Consider the following 14476-nt stretch of genomic DNA (forward strand, 5'->3'; position numbering starts at 1 on the left):
CCGGGATTCTGGAATTCAATAGCTATGCTACTCCAGCTCTGCCTAACTCAAACTGAAGATCTGACCGGCTTTTGTGGCGTTATTCTCCGCGTTCTGGATCAGCTTGGTTTGCAGGTCGAACTGGCGGGCGAGGGTAATCATGTTCACCATTTCCTCCACCACGTTCACATTGCTGCTCTCCAGCGCGCCGCTGGCGACGGTGACGGCGGCATCGGCAGTCAATGGCTGACCATTCTTCGTTTCAAACAAGCCATCTGTGCCGCGCACCATTTCGCTGTTGTCGGGGTTCACCAGTTTCAGGCGGCCTATCATGGTGGTGAACAGCGGCACGACATTGGAGGCAACTGCCGATACCGTGCCGTCATTGGCAATGGCGACCTTGGCTTCGGACGGGATGGTGATGGGGCCGTTCTCGCCAAGCACGGTCAGGCCGTCCTTGGTTTGCAGCACGCCATTTTCATTCAGCTTGAAACTGCCGTTGCGGGTATAGGCTTCCGAACCGTCAGGCCGTTGCACGGCAAACCAGCCGCGGTCGCGGATGGCGACATCCAGTTCGTTGCCGGTGGTCTGGATTACGCCGCTGTTGAAATTGGTGCCGACGGTGGCATCCACCACAAACGTGCGTGTCGGCATGCCTTCGCTCAGGACAGGAACCGCGCGGAAGCTGTCTATCTGGGCGCGGAAACCGGTGGTCGTGGAGTTGGCCAGGTTGTTGGACGTGGTCGATTGCTGCTCCATGATGTGTTTCAGGCCGGTCATGGCGGTATAGATCAGGCGGTCCATGGCGATTCCTTTCGTTTTTAGCGACTAACAAAACTCTCCTGGCGTCGTTGCTCTGCCTTGCCGTACGACTTGTACTGTCTGCGGCAGAGCGTCTAGCCAGGAGCGCTTCGCTGAGTTTTGTTAGCCGCTTTTAATATGATGGTTCTTGGTTTGCATTCGGGCGTAGCGCAAGGCAGCCTGCCACGGTTATATGCTCGAATGCAAAACCATGTTCAATGCATTAACGCAGGTTGACCAGGGTTTGCATGATCTGGTCTTCGGTCTTGATCGTCTGTGCATTGGCCTGGTAGACGCGTTGCGCAGTAATCATGTTGACCAGCTCTGCCGTAAGGTCCACGTTAGACTCTTCCAGGCGGTAGGACTGCATCACGCCCAGACCGCCTGAATTGGCAACACCGACGATAGGAGGGCCGGAATCAGAGGTTTCAGCCCATTGGTTGTCGCCTAGCGGCTGCAAGCCATTCAGGTTGCGGAAATTAGCCAATGCAACTTGGCCCAGCACGGCGCTCTGACCGTTGGAATAACGGCCCAGGATGGAGCCATCCGCGCCCACGCTGAAGCTGGACAGGCGTCCGGCGGCATAACCATCCTGCGCCAGTTCACTTTCACTGAATGAGTTGGCGAATTGGGTGCTGCCTGTCAGGTTGAGATTGACTGCCATTGGTGACAGGCCACCGCTAGTAAGCGGGATACTGAGCGGGGAAAGCGTCATGGTTGGATTCATGCCTGAACCATCAAATTCCATGGTGCCAACCTGTCCAAGCGAAGTGCCGTTCGCGCTCGCCATGACAGTCCATGTAGTGCTTGCAGGCGAAGCTGTGACATCACTCTTGAGATAATACAACTGCACGGACTGGGAGTTGCCCAAGGAGTCGAATACCTCGATAGGGGTGGCATGGTTGTACGTTGCTGGGTCAGCGATATTGAATAATGCCGGATCCTTGACTTCTGCGCGTGAATCCAGATTCAATGGCCCGGTGATAGATGTCGTGGTGCGAGGAGGAATATCTGATGCATCGATCTGCAGTTCAACCAGCGCGCCTTGGTTAACGGTGCGCTCGCCGCTGGGAGAGGTAATCATGGGATAGCCGGTCAGACGCTGTCCAGTCGCATTCTGGATAAAACCTTCCTTATCTAACTGGAACTGACCATTGCGGGTATAGGTGATGGTGCCGTTGTCGCTCATGCGGAAAAAGCCGTTGCCGTTGATCGCCACATCCAAGGGGTTGTTGGTATTGGAGATATTGCCCTGGGTGAACTGTTGCGTAATCGCGGCGATCTTGGTGCCGATGCCGATCTTGGAGGCGCTGCCGCCGCCGAGGGAATTGGCATAGACATCGGCAAATTCCGTGCGCGATTGCTTGAAGCCCACGGTGCTGGCATTGGCGACGTTATTGCCGATGACCTCGATATTTTTTGAAGCGGCATTGAGCCCGCTCAAACCCTGTTGGAAAGCCATATTGTTCTCCTGGAAAAAATAGCTGGGTTGTCGTTAGAAAATCTGCTTGATCTGGTCGGAAGTGATGGCTGCCAGATTGCTCAGGTTGAGCTTGACGCCATCCGAACCGGTGGAAACGCTCATCACCTGCTCATAGCTCAGGGTGGATGAGGCAACGGTGGTGTTGCCCGTGGTTGCGGTGGCCTCGATGGTGTAGCGGCCATTGTCCAGCTTGGTGCCATCGTCGCCGTAGCCGTTCCAGCCCAGTTGTGAGATGCCTGCCGGCTGGTTGCTGACGGAAATGGTTTTCACCACCTTGCCGGCGCTGTCCTTGATATTGACGGTGAGCTGGTCCGCGCCGATCGGCAGTTCGACGCCAAAATAGGCGGCGGATTCGCCTTCGACATCGCTGTCGGCAAGATAGGTGCTGCCGCCTTCCACCAACACCGTGTGCCCGATCAGGCTGGATGATTGCAGGGCCTGCGTGGCCTGCATGCTGCTGATGAAAGAGGCCAGGGTGGCATTCATCTTTTCGATGCCGGTGACCGTGGACAATTGCGCCATCTGGCTGGTGACTTCGGCGTTGTCCATCGGGTTGAGCGGATCCTGGTTTTTCATCTGCGCGATCAGCAGCTTCATGAAGCGGTCCTGGGTTTCGGAAATGCTGCTGGCGTTGCTACTGCCGCTGGTTTTGTTCATGTTGGCAAGCAGCGCGTCGGAAATGCCTGAAGTACCTGTCATGATATTTGCTCGCTTTCAGGTTAGCTAATTGGTTTATTGGCCGATGGTCAATGTTTTGAGCAGCATGGATTTGGCTGCGTTCATGGTTTCGACATTGTTCTGGTAGGAGCGGGATGCCGAGATCATGTTGACCATTTCCTCTGTGACATTGACGTTGGGCATGGCGACATAGCCGTTTTCGTCAGCCAGGGGATGCTTGGGGTCGTACTTGAGTTGCGGCGCGGATTGGTCTTCCACCACCTGCTGCACTTTCACGCCCTGGGCAGTATTTCCCTGGCCGTTGTTGCCGTTGACGGGCACTGCGGAGAACACGATGTGCTTGGCGCGGTAAGGCTGGCCGTTGGAACTGGTGACGCTGTCGGCATTGGCCAGATTGCTTGCCACTACATTGAGACGCTGGCCCTGGGCGCTCATCGCGGAGCCGGAAATATTGAATACATTAAAAAGCGACATGGATGTCTCCTTTCATGAAAGGGTGGCTACTGGCCCTGGATGGCGGAAAGCAGTTTCTTGATCTGGCCGCTGATCATGTTGACGCTGGCTTCATAACGCAAAGCGTTGTCGGCAAACTGTGCGCGCTCCACATCCATGTCCACGGTGTTGCCGTCGACGCTGCCCTGGATCATGGCGCGGTACAGCACGCCGTTCTGGTGGCTGGCGGTTGCGGGGATATGCGCCGGGTTGGTGGTATCGGTCTGCAGGCCGCCTGCCGAACCTACCAGCGCCTGCTTGAAGGTATCGGCGAAATTGATGTCGCGCGCCTTGTAGCCCGGCGTATCGGCATTGGCGATATTGGCCGCCAGCAATTCCTGGCGTTGCCCGCGCACGCGTAACGCGGTCTCGTGGAAATTGAGTGTGGCATCCAGTTTGTTCATCTTCGTACACCTCCAATGGCTAACGGCGGCGGTGAAGAAATGCGCGCGGCTGCCGTTATTTCAGATGATTGCGAGTCTAGGACCTAACAGGCAAATCCCATTGCATGAATAAACGGGATTTTCCCTTCTTGTTTCCCGCTTGCATGTTTGCGCGGCTCAGTAGAATACAGCTTGCATGGCAATGTGCTCATGCAGGATGGATTTGGAGTCAGGGAGGGATGCGATGAAACGAGTATATGACATGGGGCGCGTGCTTGCTCTGCTGATCGCCTGTTTATGGAGCATGCCGGTTCTTGCCACCATCCAGCACCAGGACTTGACGCAATTGCGGCTGGAAGTCGAGCGTTTTCTGCTGGCACAGAGCGCTGGCCTGCCGGGCAATGTTTCGGTTTCGGCGGTCGCGGTGGATGCGCGTCTCAAGCTGGCGCGTTGTGACAATATGCAGATGTTTTTGCCGACAGGCAGCAAGATCATGGGGCGAACCAGCGTAGGTGTACGCTGCAACGCGCCGCAGGTCTGGACCGTCTATGTGCAGGCCAATGTCCAGATCATGGTGGACTACCTGATTGCGGCTGGCCCGCTGGCGCAAGGGCATGTCATTAGCGACCAGGACCTGGCAAAAGGACAGGGCGACTTGGCCAAATTGCCGCCCAATGTCTTCACGGAAGCGAGCCAGGCGGTCGGGCGTTCCGTTTATGTGCCGCTGGCAGCGGGAACAGTGTTGCGCCAGGAGATGCTGCGCGTGGTGCCTGTGGTGCAGCAGGGACAGAAAGTGGTGCTCAACACCATTGGCGAAGGATTCAAGGTGTCGGCGGAAGGCACGGCGCTCAACAACGCGGGCGAGGGCCAGCGCGTGAAGGTGAAGGTTGGCAATGGACAGGTGGTAAGCGGCCTGGCAAGGGCAGGCGGATTGATTGAAGTGGTTTTCTAAATGTAGGTGGTTTGGCTTGTGGCAGGAGGCGACTTTGGGCAAGCATTGTTTTTTTACTAAAGTTAACAAAACTGCTGCCGATAAGTGCATTATATTGGCATATTTTAATGCCGTATGATGAACCAGCTTAAGGAATTGCCATGAAAATCAATGACGCACTTCAAAAAGCAGTGACGCTCAACAATGAAAAGACAGAGAACAAGCCAGCGCCCCGTGCCAGCGAAACCAAGGCATCGGTAGCCGGTGAAAGTGTCACCCTGTCCCCATTGGCAGCGCAACTGCAATCCATCGCCGCCGCCGGCGCCAACGAGCAAATATATGACGCCGACAAGGTAAACGCGATCAAATCCGCCATTTCCAGCGGCCAGTTCAGGGTAGATTCTGAAAAGGTTGCGGATGGCTTGATCAACACAGTGAAAGACCTGCTGTCAGCGCCACGTTAAGGCTGCGCAGGAAAAAAAGGAATCCTGACCATGACCACAGCCAGTTTTGAACGCGAGATTGCGTTGACCACCCATCTGCTCGAACTTTTGAAGAGAGAGCAGGCCAGTTTGGTCAAGGTGGATGTGGATATGATGGAGGATTTGCTCAACGAGAAGTCGCGTGTCCTGCAGGATATCAGCACACAGGCGAAATCTCGTTACCAGGCAGTATCTGCCTTGGGGTTTGAGGCCGACGAGCGTGGCTTAGCGAACTGGATTGCCCGGCAGGGCGCTGACATCCAGGCTTCCTGGGAAAGTTTCCAGGGCTTGGTCGAACAAGCCAAGGAACTCAACCGGGTCAATGGTATTTTGATCACCAAACAAATCAACCGTAATCAGCAGGCGCTGGACGTCTTGGGCCGGACTCCTGCTGCAGGACAATTTTACGGGCCGAATGGTCAGGCAAGTTCTGGCTCAAGGCTCTACAATGCACAAGCCTGATTAAAGGGTTGAAAAACAAAAAGCCGGGTAATTTGCCCGGCTTTTTGTTTTATTGTCTTTTCAATCGGCTATCAGTGACAGCTTAATTGCTGGTCGTCCCAACTTCTGCCTTAGCAGGCTTCTCATACAACACCATGATAGAAACGCGTCGGTTCTGCGCGCGGCCTTCTGCCGTGTCGTTGTCGGCAATCGGTTGCGTATCGCTATAGCCGACCGCGCTTAGCCGTTGCGGGTTCAGGCCGTCGTCTATCATCTTGCGCACCACGCTGGTGGCGCGTGTGGCGGAGAGTTCCCAGTTTGAGGGGAATTGGACATTGCGGATGGGCAGGTTGTCGGTATGGCCTTCCACCTGAATGATATACGGTTTGTCGGCCAATACCTGGGAGATGTCATTGATCGGGGTATTGGCTTCGGTCTTGATGTCAGCGGAGCCAGCAGGGAACAGCACGCCGTCCGCAATGTCGATGCGCACGCCGCGGCTGGTTTTGCTGATATTGATTTTGCCATCGGCGGTCAGGGAACCCAGCGTTTGATTCAGCTTGGCCACCATGTTGGCGATGCTTTCCTGCTCCCTGCGCCTTCTTTCATTCTGCAGGCGCGTCAGCGGCAACGCATTGACCAATGAAGAGGCAGGCGGAGTTTGCAGGACATTTTTGTCTGTCAGGGCAGATTTTTCTGGCGAAGGGGGTGGGCTGTGCGGGCTCTGTTCCTTGATATTGCCGCTGAATGCGCTGCCCAGCGCGGAGGTCAGTTCCTTGTATTTCTGGTCGTTGACCGAGGAAATACCATACATGACCACGAAAAAGGCAAACAGCAGGGTGATGAAATCGGCATAGGAAACCAGCCAGCGGTCATGATTTTCCGGATCTTCTTCAAATTTTCTTCTTCTGCCCATGTTTTCCCGGATTCAGTGCAAGAATCTAGCGCAAATAAGCGTTCAGCCGCTCTTCGATAATCTTGTGGTTTTCGCCATTGGCAATGCCTACCATGCCTTCCACGACCATTTCGCGCCGCGTGGTTTGTAATTGCACCAGGGCCTTGAGCTTGTTGGCCACCGGCAGGAACAGGAGGTTGGCGAAGCCGACGCCGTAAATGGTGGCAACAAAGGCGACCGCGATGCCGCTACCCAGCCTGGCGGGGTCGGAGAGGTTTTCCATGACGTGGATCAGGCCCAGCACCGCGCCCAGGATGCCGACGGTGGGGGCGTAGCCACCTGCTGCTTCCCAGATTTTGACGGCATTGCGTTGCGCGGACTCGTAGCGGTTGATATCGACATTGCAGATATCGCGGATTTTCTCGGGCGGCGTGCCGTCAATGACGAGGCGCAGGGCGGTTTTGACGAAAGGGTCCTGCTCCGAGTACATATGGTTTTCCAGCAACAGGATGCCATCGCGGCGGGCGATCTGGCTCCAGGTGCTGATGCGGCGGGCGATCTTGATTCTATCGTCATCCGGAGGCAGGAAAATCCATTTCACTAGGCGGATACCCTGCAGGAAGAAGGCCGGGCGGGTTTGCAGCAGAACCGCGCCGATGGTGCCGAAGAGGACAATGAGAAAGGCGGAAGGCTGGATCAACGAACTGATCTTGCCGCCCTCGAATGCCTGTCCCAGCAGAATTCCCGCCAGGGCAAGCAGCAGTCCGCCTAGGCTGCTCCAGTCCACAGGTTCTCTTTCAGCTTGGCGCGCAGGCGGGCGACGGCCTGGGTATGCAACTGGCATACCCGTGATTCGGAGACGCCCATAACGGCGCCGATTTCCTTCAGGTTCATTTCCTGTTCGTAATATAGGCCCATGAGGATTTTTTCACGTTCCGGCAATGATTCGATGGCCTCGATCAGGGCTTCGCGGAAGTCGGTGGAAAGCAGGGCTTTCAGCGGGTCGCCGGAATCATCGGACTGGTAGCGATCCAGAAAATGGTCATTGCCGCTGTCCGGATCGCTGAAATCTTCGTAATAGATAAGCTGGTGGCCGCTGCAATCGTCCAGCATTCCCTGGAAATCGTCCATGGAGAGGTTGAGCTCGCGGGCGATTTCGCCTTCGCTGGGCGGGCGCCCCAGCTTTTGCTCCAGTGCGTTGACGGCGGTTTCGACGTCGCGCATGTTTTTGCGCACGCTACGCGGCAGCCAGTCGGCACGGCGCAGTTCGTCGATCATGGAGCCGCGTATGCGCTGGGCGGCATAGGTCTCGAATTGCGCGCCATGGTTGTCCTCATAGCGGTTGGTCGCATCCAGCAAGCCCATCATGCCAGCCTGGATCAGGTCATCGATATCCACGCTGGCAGGCAGCTTGGCCTTGAGCTGATACGCAATTTTTTTCACCAGGCTTGCATGCTGCTTCAGCAGGTCTTCCTTCTGGCTGGTTTTTCCATGCGGCGTGTACATCAATACTGTCGTCCTATTAACTGAGCGAGGCTTCCGGTAGCAAAACGCTATTATGGTCTATTTTGCCTGCCAATGCTTTAAATGCTGCGGAAGCCTTGGCCATGGGAAAGGCGTCAATAACGCTGCGGCCCAGCCTTGCGGCAATGCCCAGATGCTCGTCAGCGGGGATTAGTCCTGCGAAATGCAGCTCTATGTAAAGATGCTGGCGCGCCACGGTGGCGATATTGTTGAAGATCACCTGCGCCTGCGCTTCGTTGGAGTGGGAAACCACGATATCAAACGAGCGCCTGCCCACCTGCTGGCAGAGTTGCTTGATCAGGGTATAAGCCTGCGTGATGGAATTGGCTTCGCGCGTCATGTGGATCATGATTTCCCCATGATTGAGCGTATGCAGCGGCATCGCTTCCTGCATCGAGAGCGCCGCATCGACCAAAGTGACGTCGTGCTGGCTGGTCATGGCGGAGAATATCCGCTCGACCTGCGCGTGGATGGCCTCGTCCTGCAGCAGGCGGCAGGCAGAACTTTCCGGCAGCAGCTTGGCCGCCGCGAAGCCTTCGCGCTGAATCATGAAAGGCTGGTGCAGCTCGGGGCGCATCACGGCTTCCAGTAAAGTGCCTTGCTCTGCGTCGATGCCATAGTGCTTCGCCTCCAGAATGGAAGCCGGGGTGGCTTCCATGATCAGCACCTTGTTGCCCTGGCGCTGCAGGGAGGCGGCCAGGTTGACCATCAGCCTGGCGTGCTCTGTCTTACTCGCCGCGGAAAGCAGGGAGATCACTCTGGGCCTGGGGCCGGCCATCAAGCGGCGCAACCCTGCGGCCTGGTCTTTATGCGGAATCATGCCTGGTCTCCTGTGACGCTTGAGGTGGCGACATTGGCCATGAGAAACGGCATTTCCTCATTACGGAACTGGAATTGCTCGTTTCTGTTGCGTGCCATCTTGAAAGCATGGTGCGCCAGGAAAGTGCTGTTGGCGAGGTGGATATCCTCGGGCACGCGCTGGCCGTTGGCAATGTAATACACCTTGAGGCGCTCGCGGATGATGATATCCAGCGCGCTGCCGATGGAGGCCGCTTCATCCAGCTTGGTGAGGATGCAGCCGTCCAGTCCGCGGCGCTTGTAGGCATCCATGACGTCTGCCAGCGTTTCACCGGAACTGGTGGCGTTCAGGCAAAGGATTTTCTTGATGGGCAGGCCGGTATTGGACAGCATGGCGATCTGCTCGGCCACCATGCGGTCGCGCTGGCTGACGCCTACGGTGTCGATCAGTATGGTGTGCTTGCCCTTGAGTTCGTTGAGCGCGATGCGCAGGTCGGCCTCGTCCTTGACCGCATGCACCATGACGCCGAGGATCTTGCCGTAAATGCGCAGTTGCTCATGGCCGCCGATACGGTAGGAATCCGTGGTGATCAGCGCAAGTTTTCCCGCGCCGTGCTTCATGACAAAGCGGGCGGCGAGCTTGGCGGTGGTGGTGGTCTTGCCGACGCCTGTCGGGCCGACCAGCGCATAGATGCCGCCCTGATCCAGAATCTGCTGCTCATCGCTGATGGTATGGATGTTGTTGCCGATGACCTGATGCAGCCATTTCATGGCGTCGGCTTCGCTGCGGTCGGCAGGCGCTTTTTCGGCAATCTGGCGCGACATGCCCGCGCTGAAGCCCGCGGCGATCATGGTGCGCAGGATGCTGGATTTGACGGGGTCGCGCTGCTGGATATTGCCCCAGGCCATTTCGGTCAATTGCGATTCGATGGAGCCGCGCATGGAGCGCAGCTCCTGCATCATGCTGGCGATTTCGCGCTGCGCCTGCTGGTGCTGCTCCATGGTGGCGCTGGCGGGCTGTGGCTGGGGTGCCGCAGCTTGCGTTGCCGCAATCTTGGATGCAATTGCCTGAGGATGAATCACCTTGGGTTCGGTCGGCTGCACTCTTGCAGCGGGTTTTTTGCTGGAGCCCTGCACGCGCTGCTGTTGCAATGCCTGATGGTTCAGGGGCTCGGCTGTTTTCAAGACGCGCTGGCGGCGGCTCAGCATGGAAACCAGTGTTTCTTCCTCTGCCGGTGCTGGCGCCTGTGGCGCGGGAGCAGGGGTAGTTTTTTGCTGGTTGCCTGCCACCAGGGTAGCCATGTCCTCTTCACGGAAGGCCAGGATCTCGATACCGCCTTCGACGGCACGGTTGGAGAGGATGACGGCATCAGCGCCCAACTCCTGTTTGACCATGTTCAAGGCTTCGCGGGAGTTTTTTCCGACATAACGTTTGATATTCATGCTTGGCCTCCAATCAGGCTGGTAACGCGTATGGTTTTGGTATCAGGTAATTCTTCATGCGAGAGCACGCGCAGGCGCGGGGCAGCGCGGCGCAGGAATTTCGACAGGGCGGTGCGCAGCGAGCCGGGCACCAGCAATACCGGCACCAGCCCCATTTGTTCCTGCTGTTTGGCGGCATTGGCGGTCTGCACGGACAGGGTTTCCGCCAGGCCGGGCTCCAGGGCCGCGCCGCCATTGGCGCTTGCCTGCAATGCCTGCATCAGCAGGCGTTCGAGATTGTGGTCCAGCGTCATTACAGGCACTTCGTTGCCGCTGGGGAATAGCTGCTGCACGATGGCACGCCCAAGCTGCACACGCACCAGCGAGGTGAGTTCGTCCGTATCCTGCACGCGAGGGCCGTACTCGGACAGGGTTTCGATGATGGTGCGCATATCGCGGATATGCACGCCTTCCACCAGCAGGTTTTGCAATACCTTTTGCACAGCGGACAGGCTGAGTAGCTTGGGCACCAGATCCTCGACAAGCTTGGGTGATTCCTTGCCGATATGGTCCAGCAGTTGCTGCACTTCCTGGCGGCCGAGCAATTCTGCGGCATGGGAGGTGATCATGTGGTTGAGGTGGGTGGCGATTACGGTGCTGGTATCCACTACGGTGTAGCCCATTGCCTGCGCCTGGTCGCGCATGTTGCCCTCGATCCAGACGGCTGGCAGGCCGAAGGCAGGATCTATGGTTGGCGTGCCGTTTAGCGGGCCGGTGACATTGCCGGGGTCGATTGCCAGGTATTGCCCTGGAAAGGATTCGCCGCTGGCGATCTCGACGCCTTTGAGAGTGATGCGGTAACCGGCGGGGCGCAGCTCCAGATTGTCGCGGATATGGATGGGGGGGGGCAGGAAGCCGACTTCCTGCGCGAATTTCTTGCGCAATCCCTTGATGCGCTTGAGCAGGTCGCCGCCCTGGGCAGTATCGACCAGCGGAATCAGGCGGTAGCCGACTTCCAGGCCGATTACGTCCACAGGCATTACATCATCCCAGCTTGCCTCCGGTGAATCTGCCACCGGCGCTGGCGCTTTCTCTGGCTCGGCAGCCTGAACCTGCTGTTTTTTCTCAACGGAGTAAGCAACTGTGGCCAGCAATGCGGCCAATACTAGGAATGCGAAATGCGGCATGCCGGGCACCAGGCCTAGCCCGGCGATAATCGCAGAAGTGACATAAATGGCGCGCGGCTTGGAAAGCAACTGCTCCATCAACTGGTTGCCGATGTCGCGGTCGTCGGCCACACGGGAGACGACCACGCCGGCAGCCACCGAGATGATCAGCGCGGGAATCTGGGCCACCAGGCCGTCGCCGATGGCCAGCAGTGTGTAGTTCTTGATGGAGTCGGCAAAGCTGAGGTCGTGCTGCACCACACCGACGATCAGGCCGCCGATGATGTTGATGACGATGACCAGGATGCCCGCTACCGCATCACCGCGCACATATTTGCTGGCACCGTCCATCGCGCCGTAGAACTCGGCTTCCTGGCCGATTTCCTTGCGGCGCTTGCGGGCCTCTTCCTCACCGATCAACCCTGCGTTCAGGTCGGCGTCGATCGCCATCTGTTTGCCGGGCATGGCATCCAGAGTGAAACGCGCGCCTACTTCAGCGATACGTCCCGCGCCCTTGGTGACCACGACGAAGTTGATGATGGTGAGAATCACGAATACCACGATACCCACGGTATAGTTGCCGCCGATCAGGAAATGGCCAAATGCTTCAATCACTTTCCCAGCGGCGTCAGGCCCGGTATGGCCTTCGGTCAGCACGACGCGGGTCGATGCCACGTTCAGCGAGAGGCGCAACATGGTGGTGACCAGTAATACGGTGGGGAAGGCGATGAAGTCCAGTGGCTTGGCGGTTTGCAGGCCGACCAGCAGCACCAGGATGGAAAGCGCGATATTGAAAGTGAACAGCGCATCCAGCGCGATGGCCGGCAACGGCAGGATCATCATGGCCAGCAGCATGACGATAATGATAGGTGCCGCCATGGAGCTGCCGCCGTTCAGCCAGGCAGGAAGTTTGAACGAGTTCATGGCTTATCGGGCTCCTTTCAGGTGCGGGTCCATGGCATCCGGCACGTCCAGCGTGGTTGGCATGTCAGGGTAATAGCCGCCTTGGGTCTTGTAGGTTCTCAGTTGGAAAATATAGGCGAGGATTTCCGCCACGGCGGAATACAGCGCCTGCGGGATTTCGTCGCCCAGTTCGGTGTGCGCGAACAGCGCGCGGGCCAGCTTGGGAGATTCCAGGGTAGGCACCTTGTGTTCGCTGGCGATCTCGCGGATCTTGAGCGCGATATCATCTGCGCCCTTGGCAATCACGCGCGGCGCTCCCATCGCATGTTCGTCATATTTGATGGCAACCGCATAGTGAGTCGGGTTGGTGATGACGACATCGGCCTTGGGGATTTCCGCCATCATGCGACGGCGTGCCATTTCACGCTGTTGCTGGCGGATGCGGCCCTTGATTTGTGGGTTGCCCTCGCTTTCCTTGGCTTCCTGCTTCACTTCTTCCTTGGTCATCTTGAGCTTGTTGGTGTAGCTCCAACGCTGGTAAGGCACGTCGATCAGGGCAATCAATACCAGGGCGGAAACGATGAACAGGAAACCCTTGATCAGGATGTTATCCACCTGGGCAATGCCGTTTTCCAGCGATTGGGTGGAAAGTGAAAGAATGGCTTCGAAATCATGGGACATGACCAAATAAGAAACTCCACCCACCAGGATGGCCTTGAGAACAGCCTTGATCAGTTCGACCAGGGAATTTTTTGAGAACAGGTTCTTGATGCCGTTGAGCGGATTGAGCTTGCCGAACTTGGGAATGAACGCTTTGTTGCTGAAGTTCCAGCCGCCAATCAGGACAGGGGAGCCCACAATCACAATCAACAGCAGCAGAACGAATGGCGCGAAAGCAATCAGCAATTCCATGACGCCGCTGACGATCTTGGTGAGCAACAGGTTGAAGTCGAACGCCGCCTCACGGCTGAGACTGAGATTGGCATGCATATTACCCAGCATGGCCTGGTTGAGGCGGCCGCTCATCGCCATCAAGCCAATACCGCCCGCCAATAGCACGGTGCAGGTGGAAAACTCGCGCGAACGCGGAACATCCCCATCCTCGCGGGCTTTTTCTATGCGCCGCGGCGTGGGTAATTCCGTTTTCTCCAGATCGCTGTCTTGTGCCATGTCCTGCTGTCCTTCATTGATGGAGGTAGCCACATGAGCAGACAGCTACCTCTCGGATGGCTGCATTATTGGACACAGTGAAAATAATGAAATTGAAGAATAGAAGGGGGAAAACCGGTTATTCCTGATGGAGTAGGTGAAAATTTTTTAAAAAGAACCTAAAGTCCGGCTGAATCGTGCCGATAGAGATATAGAAGAAAAAATATTTTTAATTAATTTTCAATATAAATCAGTTGGTTATGAAATTTTTGTAATTTTTTTAAAAATTATCCTAAAGATTAATAAAGAGCTGCCGTTAAACATTCATGTTCGATAGAGAATTTTTGCGAGATATAAAAAGTTTGACTCAGTGAATAACTGAAATTTAGCTGCATACCTCCTCTGAAAGCCTGATGCTGCATAGCCGATACGGTGTTTGTAAGACAAACACCGTATCGGCTATGCTTGTTCGTCTGTACGAAAAAACCGACAGACCCCAGTTTGTCTTCCTTCCAAATAAGTTCAAAGTACGCCTCACCAGCGATGCACACCGCAACGCAACTTCTAAGCAAGGGGACTGGAAATGAACGAGCAAGAAATCATGGCAGAGATCAAGGATGCCAATCTTAGTTATCTGATGCTTGCACAACAGATGATTCGTGCAGACAAGGCCGCTGCAATTTTCCGCCTGGGCTTGAGCCAGGATATTGCAGATTTGCTGGAAGGCCTGAGCAACGCCCAACTTCTCAAGCTCAGCAGCTTTAATATGATGCTGACCCGTTTCCGTTTTGATGACACCGCTATCCTGGGCATGCTGACCAGCTACACCAAAGATAGACTGCAGGCCCAGGCGCACGCTGCCATCCTGATGGCGGGCCAGGGCGTTGAGGAAATCGCCTGATTGATCTGGGCAGGCATCGTAGATCGTTAAGCATCATAATATTTAAAG

General features: G+C 56.3%; 16 protein-coding genes. 4 read left to right on the top strand and 12 right to left on the bottom strand.

Annotated features, from left to right (window positions below; translation table 11 throughout):
* Nucleotides 1–42: 42 nt before the first annotated feature.
* From flgF to flgB, 5 genes are all read right to left on the bottom strand, one after another.
* Complete coding sequence (flgF, locus tag V7Z75_RS03000) at nt 43–783, bottom strand: flagellar basal-body rod protein FlgF (protein ID WP_334107116.1); 741 nt, start codon at nt 781–783, stop codon at nt 43–45.
* Between the two features lie 220 nt (nt 784–1003).
* On the bottom strand, nt 1004–2242 hold the full coding sequence (gene flgE, locus V7Z75_RS03005) for a flagellar hook protein FlgE (RefSeq protein WP_334107117.1): 1239 nt from the start codon (nt 2240–2242) through the stop codon (nt 1004–1006).
* Between the two features lie 33 nt (nt 2243–2275).
* The gene (locus V7Z75_RS03010; protein ID WP_334107119.1) at nt 2276–2962 is read right to left on the bottom strand and encodes a flagellar hook assembly protein FlgD; all 687 of its coding nucleotides are present in this window, start codon (nt 2960–2962) and stop codon (nt 2276–2278) included.
* A 33-nt stretch (nt 2963–2995) separates the two neighbouring features.
* On the bottom strand, nt 2996–3415 hold the full coding sequence (gene flgC / locus V7Z75_RS03015; protein WP_334107121.1) for a flagellar basal body rod protein FlgC: 420 nt from the start codon (nt 3413–3415) through the stop codon (nt 2996–2998).
* A gap of 26 nt (nt 3416–3441) precedes the next feature.
* Entirely contained in the window at nt 3442–3837 is a 396-nt protein-coding gene (flgB, locus tag V7Z75_RS03020; RefSeq protein WP_334107123.1) for a flagellar basal body rod protein FlgB, read from the bottom strand.
* 223 nt (nt 3838–4060) lie between these two features.
* On the opposite strand from flgB, the gene flgA reads away from it, so the two are divergent.
* The 3 genes from flgA to V7Z75_RS03035 all read left to right on the top strand — a co-directional run bounded on the left by flgA (nt 4061) and on the right by V7Z75_RS03035 (nt 5691).
* Nucleotides 4061–4768: a flagellar basal body P-ring formation chaperone FlgA gene (flgA, locus tag V7Z75_RS03025; RefSeq protein WP_334107124.1), complete on the top strand. Its 708-nt coding sequence runs from the start codon at nt 4061–4063 to the stop codon at nt 4766–4768.
* A 140-nt stretch (nt 4769–4908) separates the two neighbouring features.
* Nucleotides 4909–5211 (top strand): flagellar biosynthesis anti-sigma factor FlgM, encoded by a 303-nt coding sequence (gene flgM / locus V7Z75_RS03030; protein ID WP_334107126.1) that lies wholly within the window; start codon nt 4909–4911, stop codon nt 5209–5211.
* Nucleotides 5212–5241: 30 nt separating this feature from the next.
* Nucleotides 5242–5691 carry a flagella synthesis protein FlgN gene (locus tag V7Z75_RS03035; protein WP_334107128.1) on the top strand — a complete coding sequence of 150 codons (450 nt, stop codon included), beginning with the start codon at nt 5242–5244 and terminating at the stop codon, nt 5689–5691.
* A gap of 82 nt (nt 5692–5773) precedes the next feature.
* Here the strand turns inward: V7Z75_RS03035 and motD are convergent, their stop codons facing one another.
* The 7 genes from motD to flhB are packed head-to-tail and all read right to left on the bottom strand — an operon-like array spanning nt 5774 to nt 13548.
* Entirely contained in the window at nt 5774–6586 is an 813-nt protein-coding gene (gene motD, locus V7Z75_RS03040) for a flagellar motor protein MotD (protein WP_334107130.1), read from the bottom strand.
* Nucleotides 6587–6611: 25 nt separating this feature from the next.
* Nucleotides 6612–7352, bottom strand: coding sequence for a flagellar motor protein (locus tag V7Z75_RS03045; protein ID WP_334107131.1), 741 nt, complete (start codon nt 7350–7352; stop codon nt 6612–6614).
* The gene (locus V7Z75_RS03050; RefSeq protein WP_334107132.1) at nt 7334–8071 is read right to left on the bottom strand and encodes an RNA polymerase sigma factor FliA; all 738 of its coding nucleotides are present in this window, start codon (nt 8069–8071) and stop codon (nt 7334–7336) included. Before V7Z75_RS03050 ends, V7Z75_RS03045 begins: the two co-directional genes overlap by 19 nt.
* A gap of 16 nt (nt 8072–8087) precedes the next feature.
* On the bottom strand, nt 8088–8909 hold the full coding sequence (locus V7Z75_RS03055) for a MinD/ParA family ATP-binding protein (RefSeq protein ID WP_334107134.1): 822 nt from the start codon (nt 8907–8909) through the stop codon (nt 8088–8090).
* Nucleotides 8906–10330 (bottom strand): flagellar biosynthesis protein FlhF, encoded by a 1425-nt coding sequence (gene flhF, locus V7Z75_RS03060; protein ID WP_334107136.1) that lies wholly within the window; start codon nt 10328–10330, stop codon nt 8906–8908. Before flhF ends, V7Z75_RS03055 begins: the two co-directional genes overlap by 4 nt.
* Nucleotides 10327–12399, bottom strand: coding sequence for a flagellar biosynthesis protein FlhA (gene flhA, locus V7Z75_RS03065; RefSeq protein WP_334107138.1), 2073 nt, complete (start codon nt 12397–12399; stop codon nt 10327–10329). Before flhA ends, flhF begins: the two co-directional genes overlap by 4 nt.
* Before the next feature lie 3 nt (nt 12400–12402).
* Nucleotides 12403–13548 (bottom strand): flagellar biosynthesis protein FlhB, encoded by a 1146-nt coding sequence (flhB, locus tag V7Z75_RS03070; protein ID WP_334107140.1) that lies wholly within the window; start codon nt 13546–13548, stop codon nt 12403–12405.
* A gap of 562 nt (nt 13549–14110) precedes the next feature.
* Here flhB and flhD point away from each other — a divergent pair.
* Nucleotides 14111–14428, top strand: a complete 318-nt coding sequence (gene flhD, locus V7Z75_RS03075; protein ID WP_334107142.1) for a flagellar transcriptional regulator FlhD — start codon at nt 14111–14113, stop codon at nt 14426–14428.
* The last annotated feature ends 48 nt before the right edge of the window (nt 14429–14476 follow it).

The organism is Methylobacillus sp. (assembly GCF_036844465.1).
Taxonomy (GTDB): domain Bacteria; phylum Pseudomonadota; class Gammaproteobacteria; order Burkholderiales; family Methylophilaceae; genus Methylobacillus.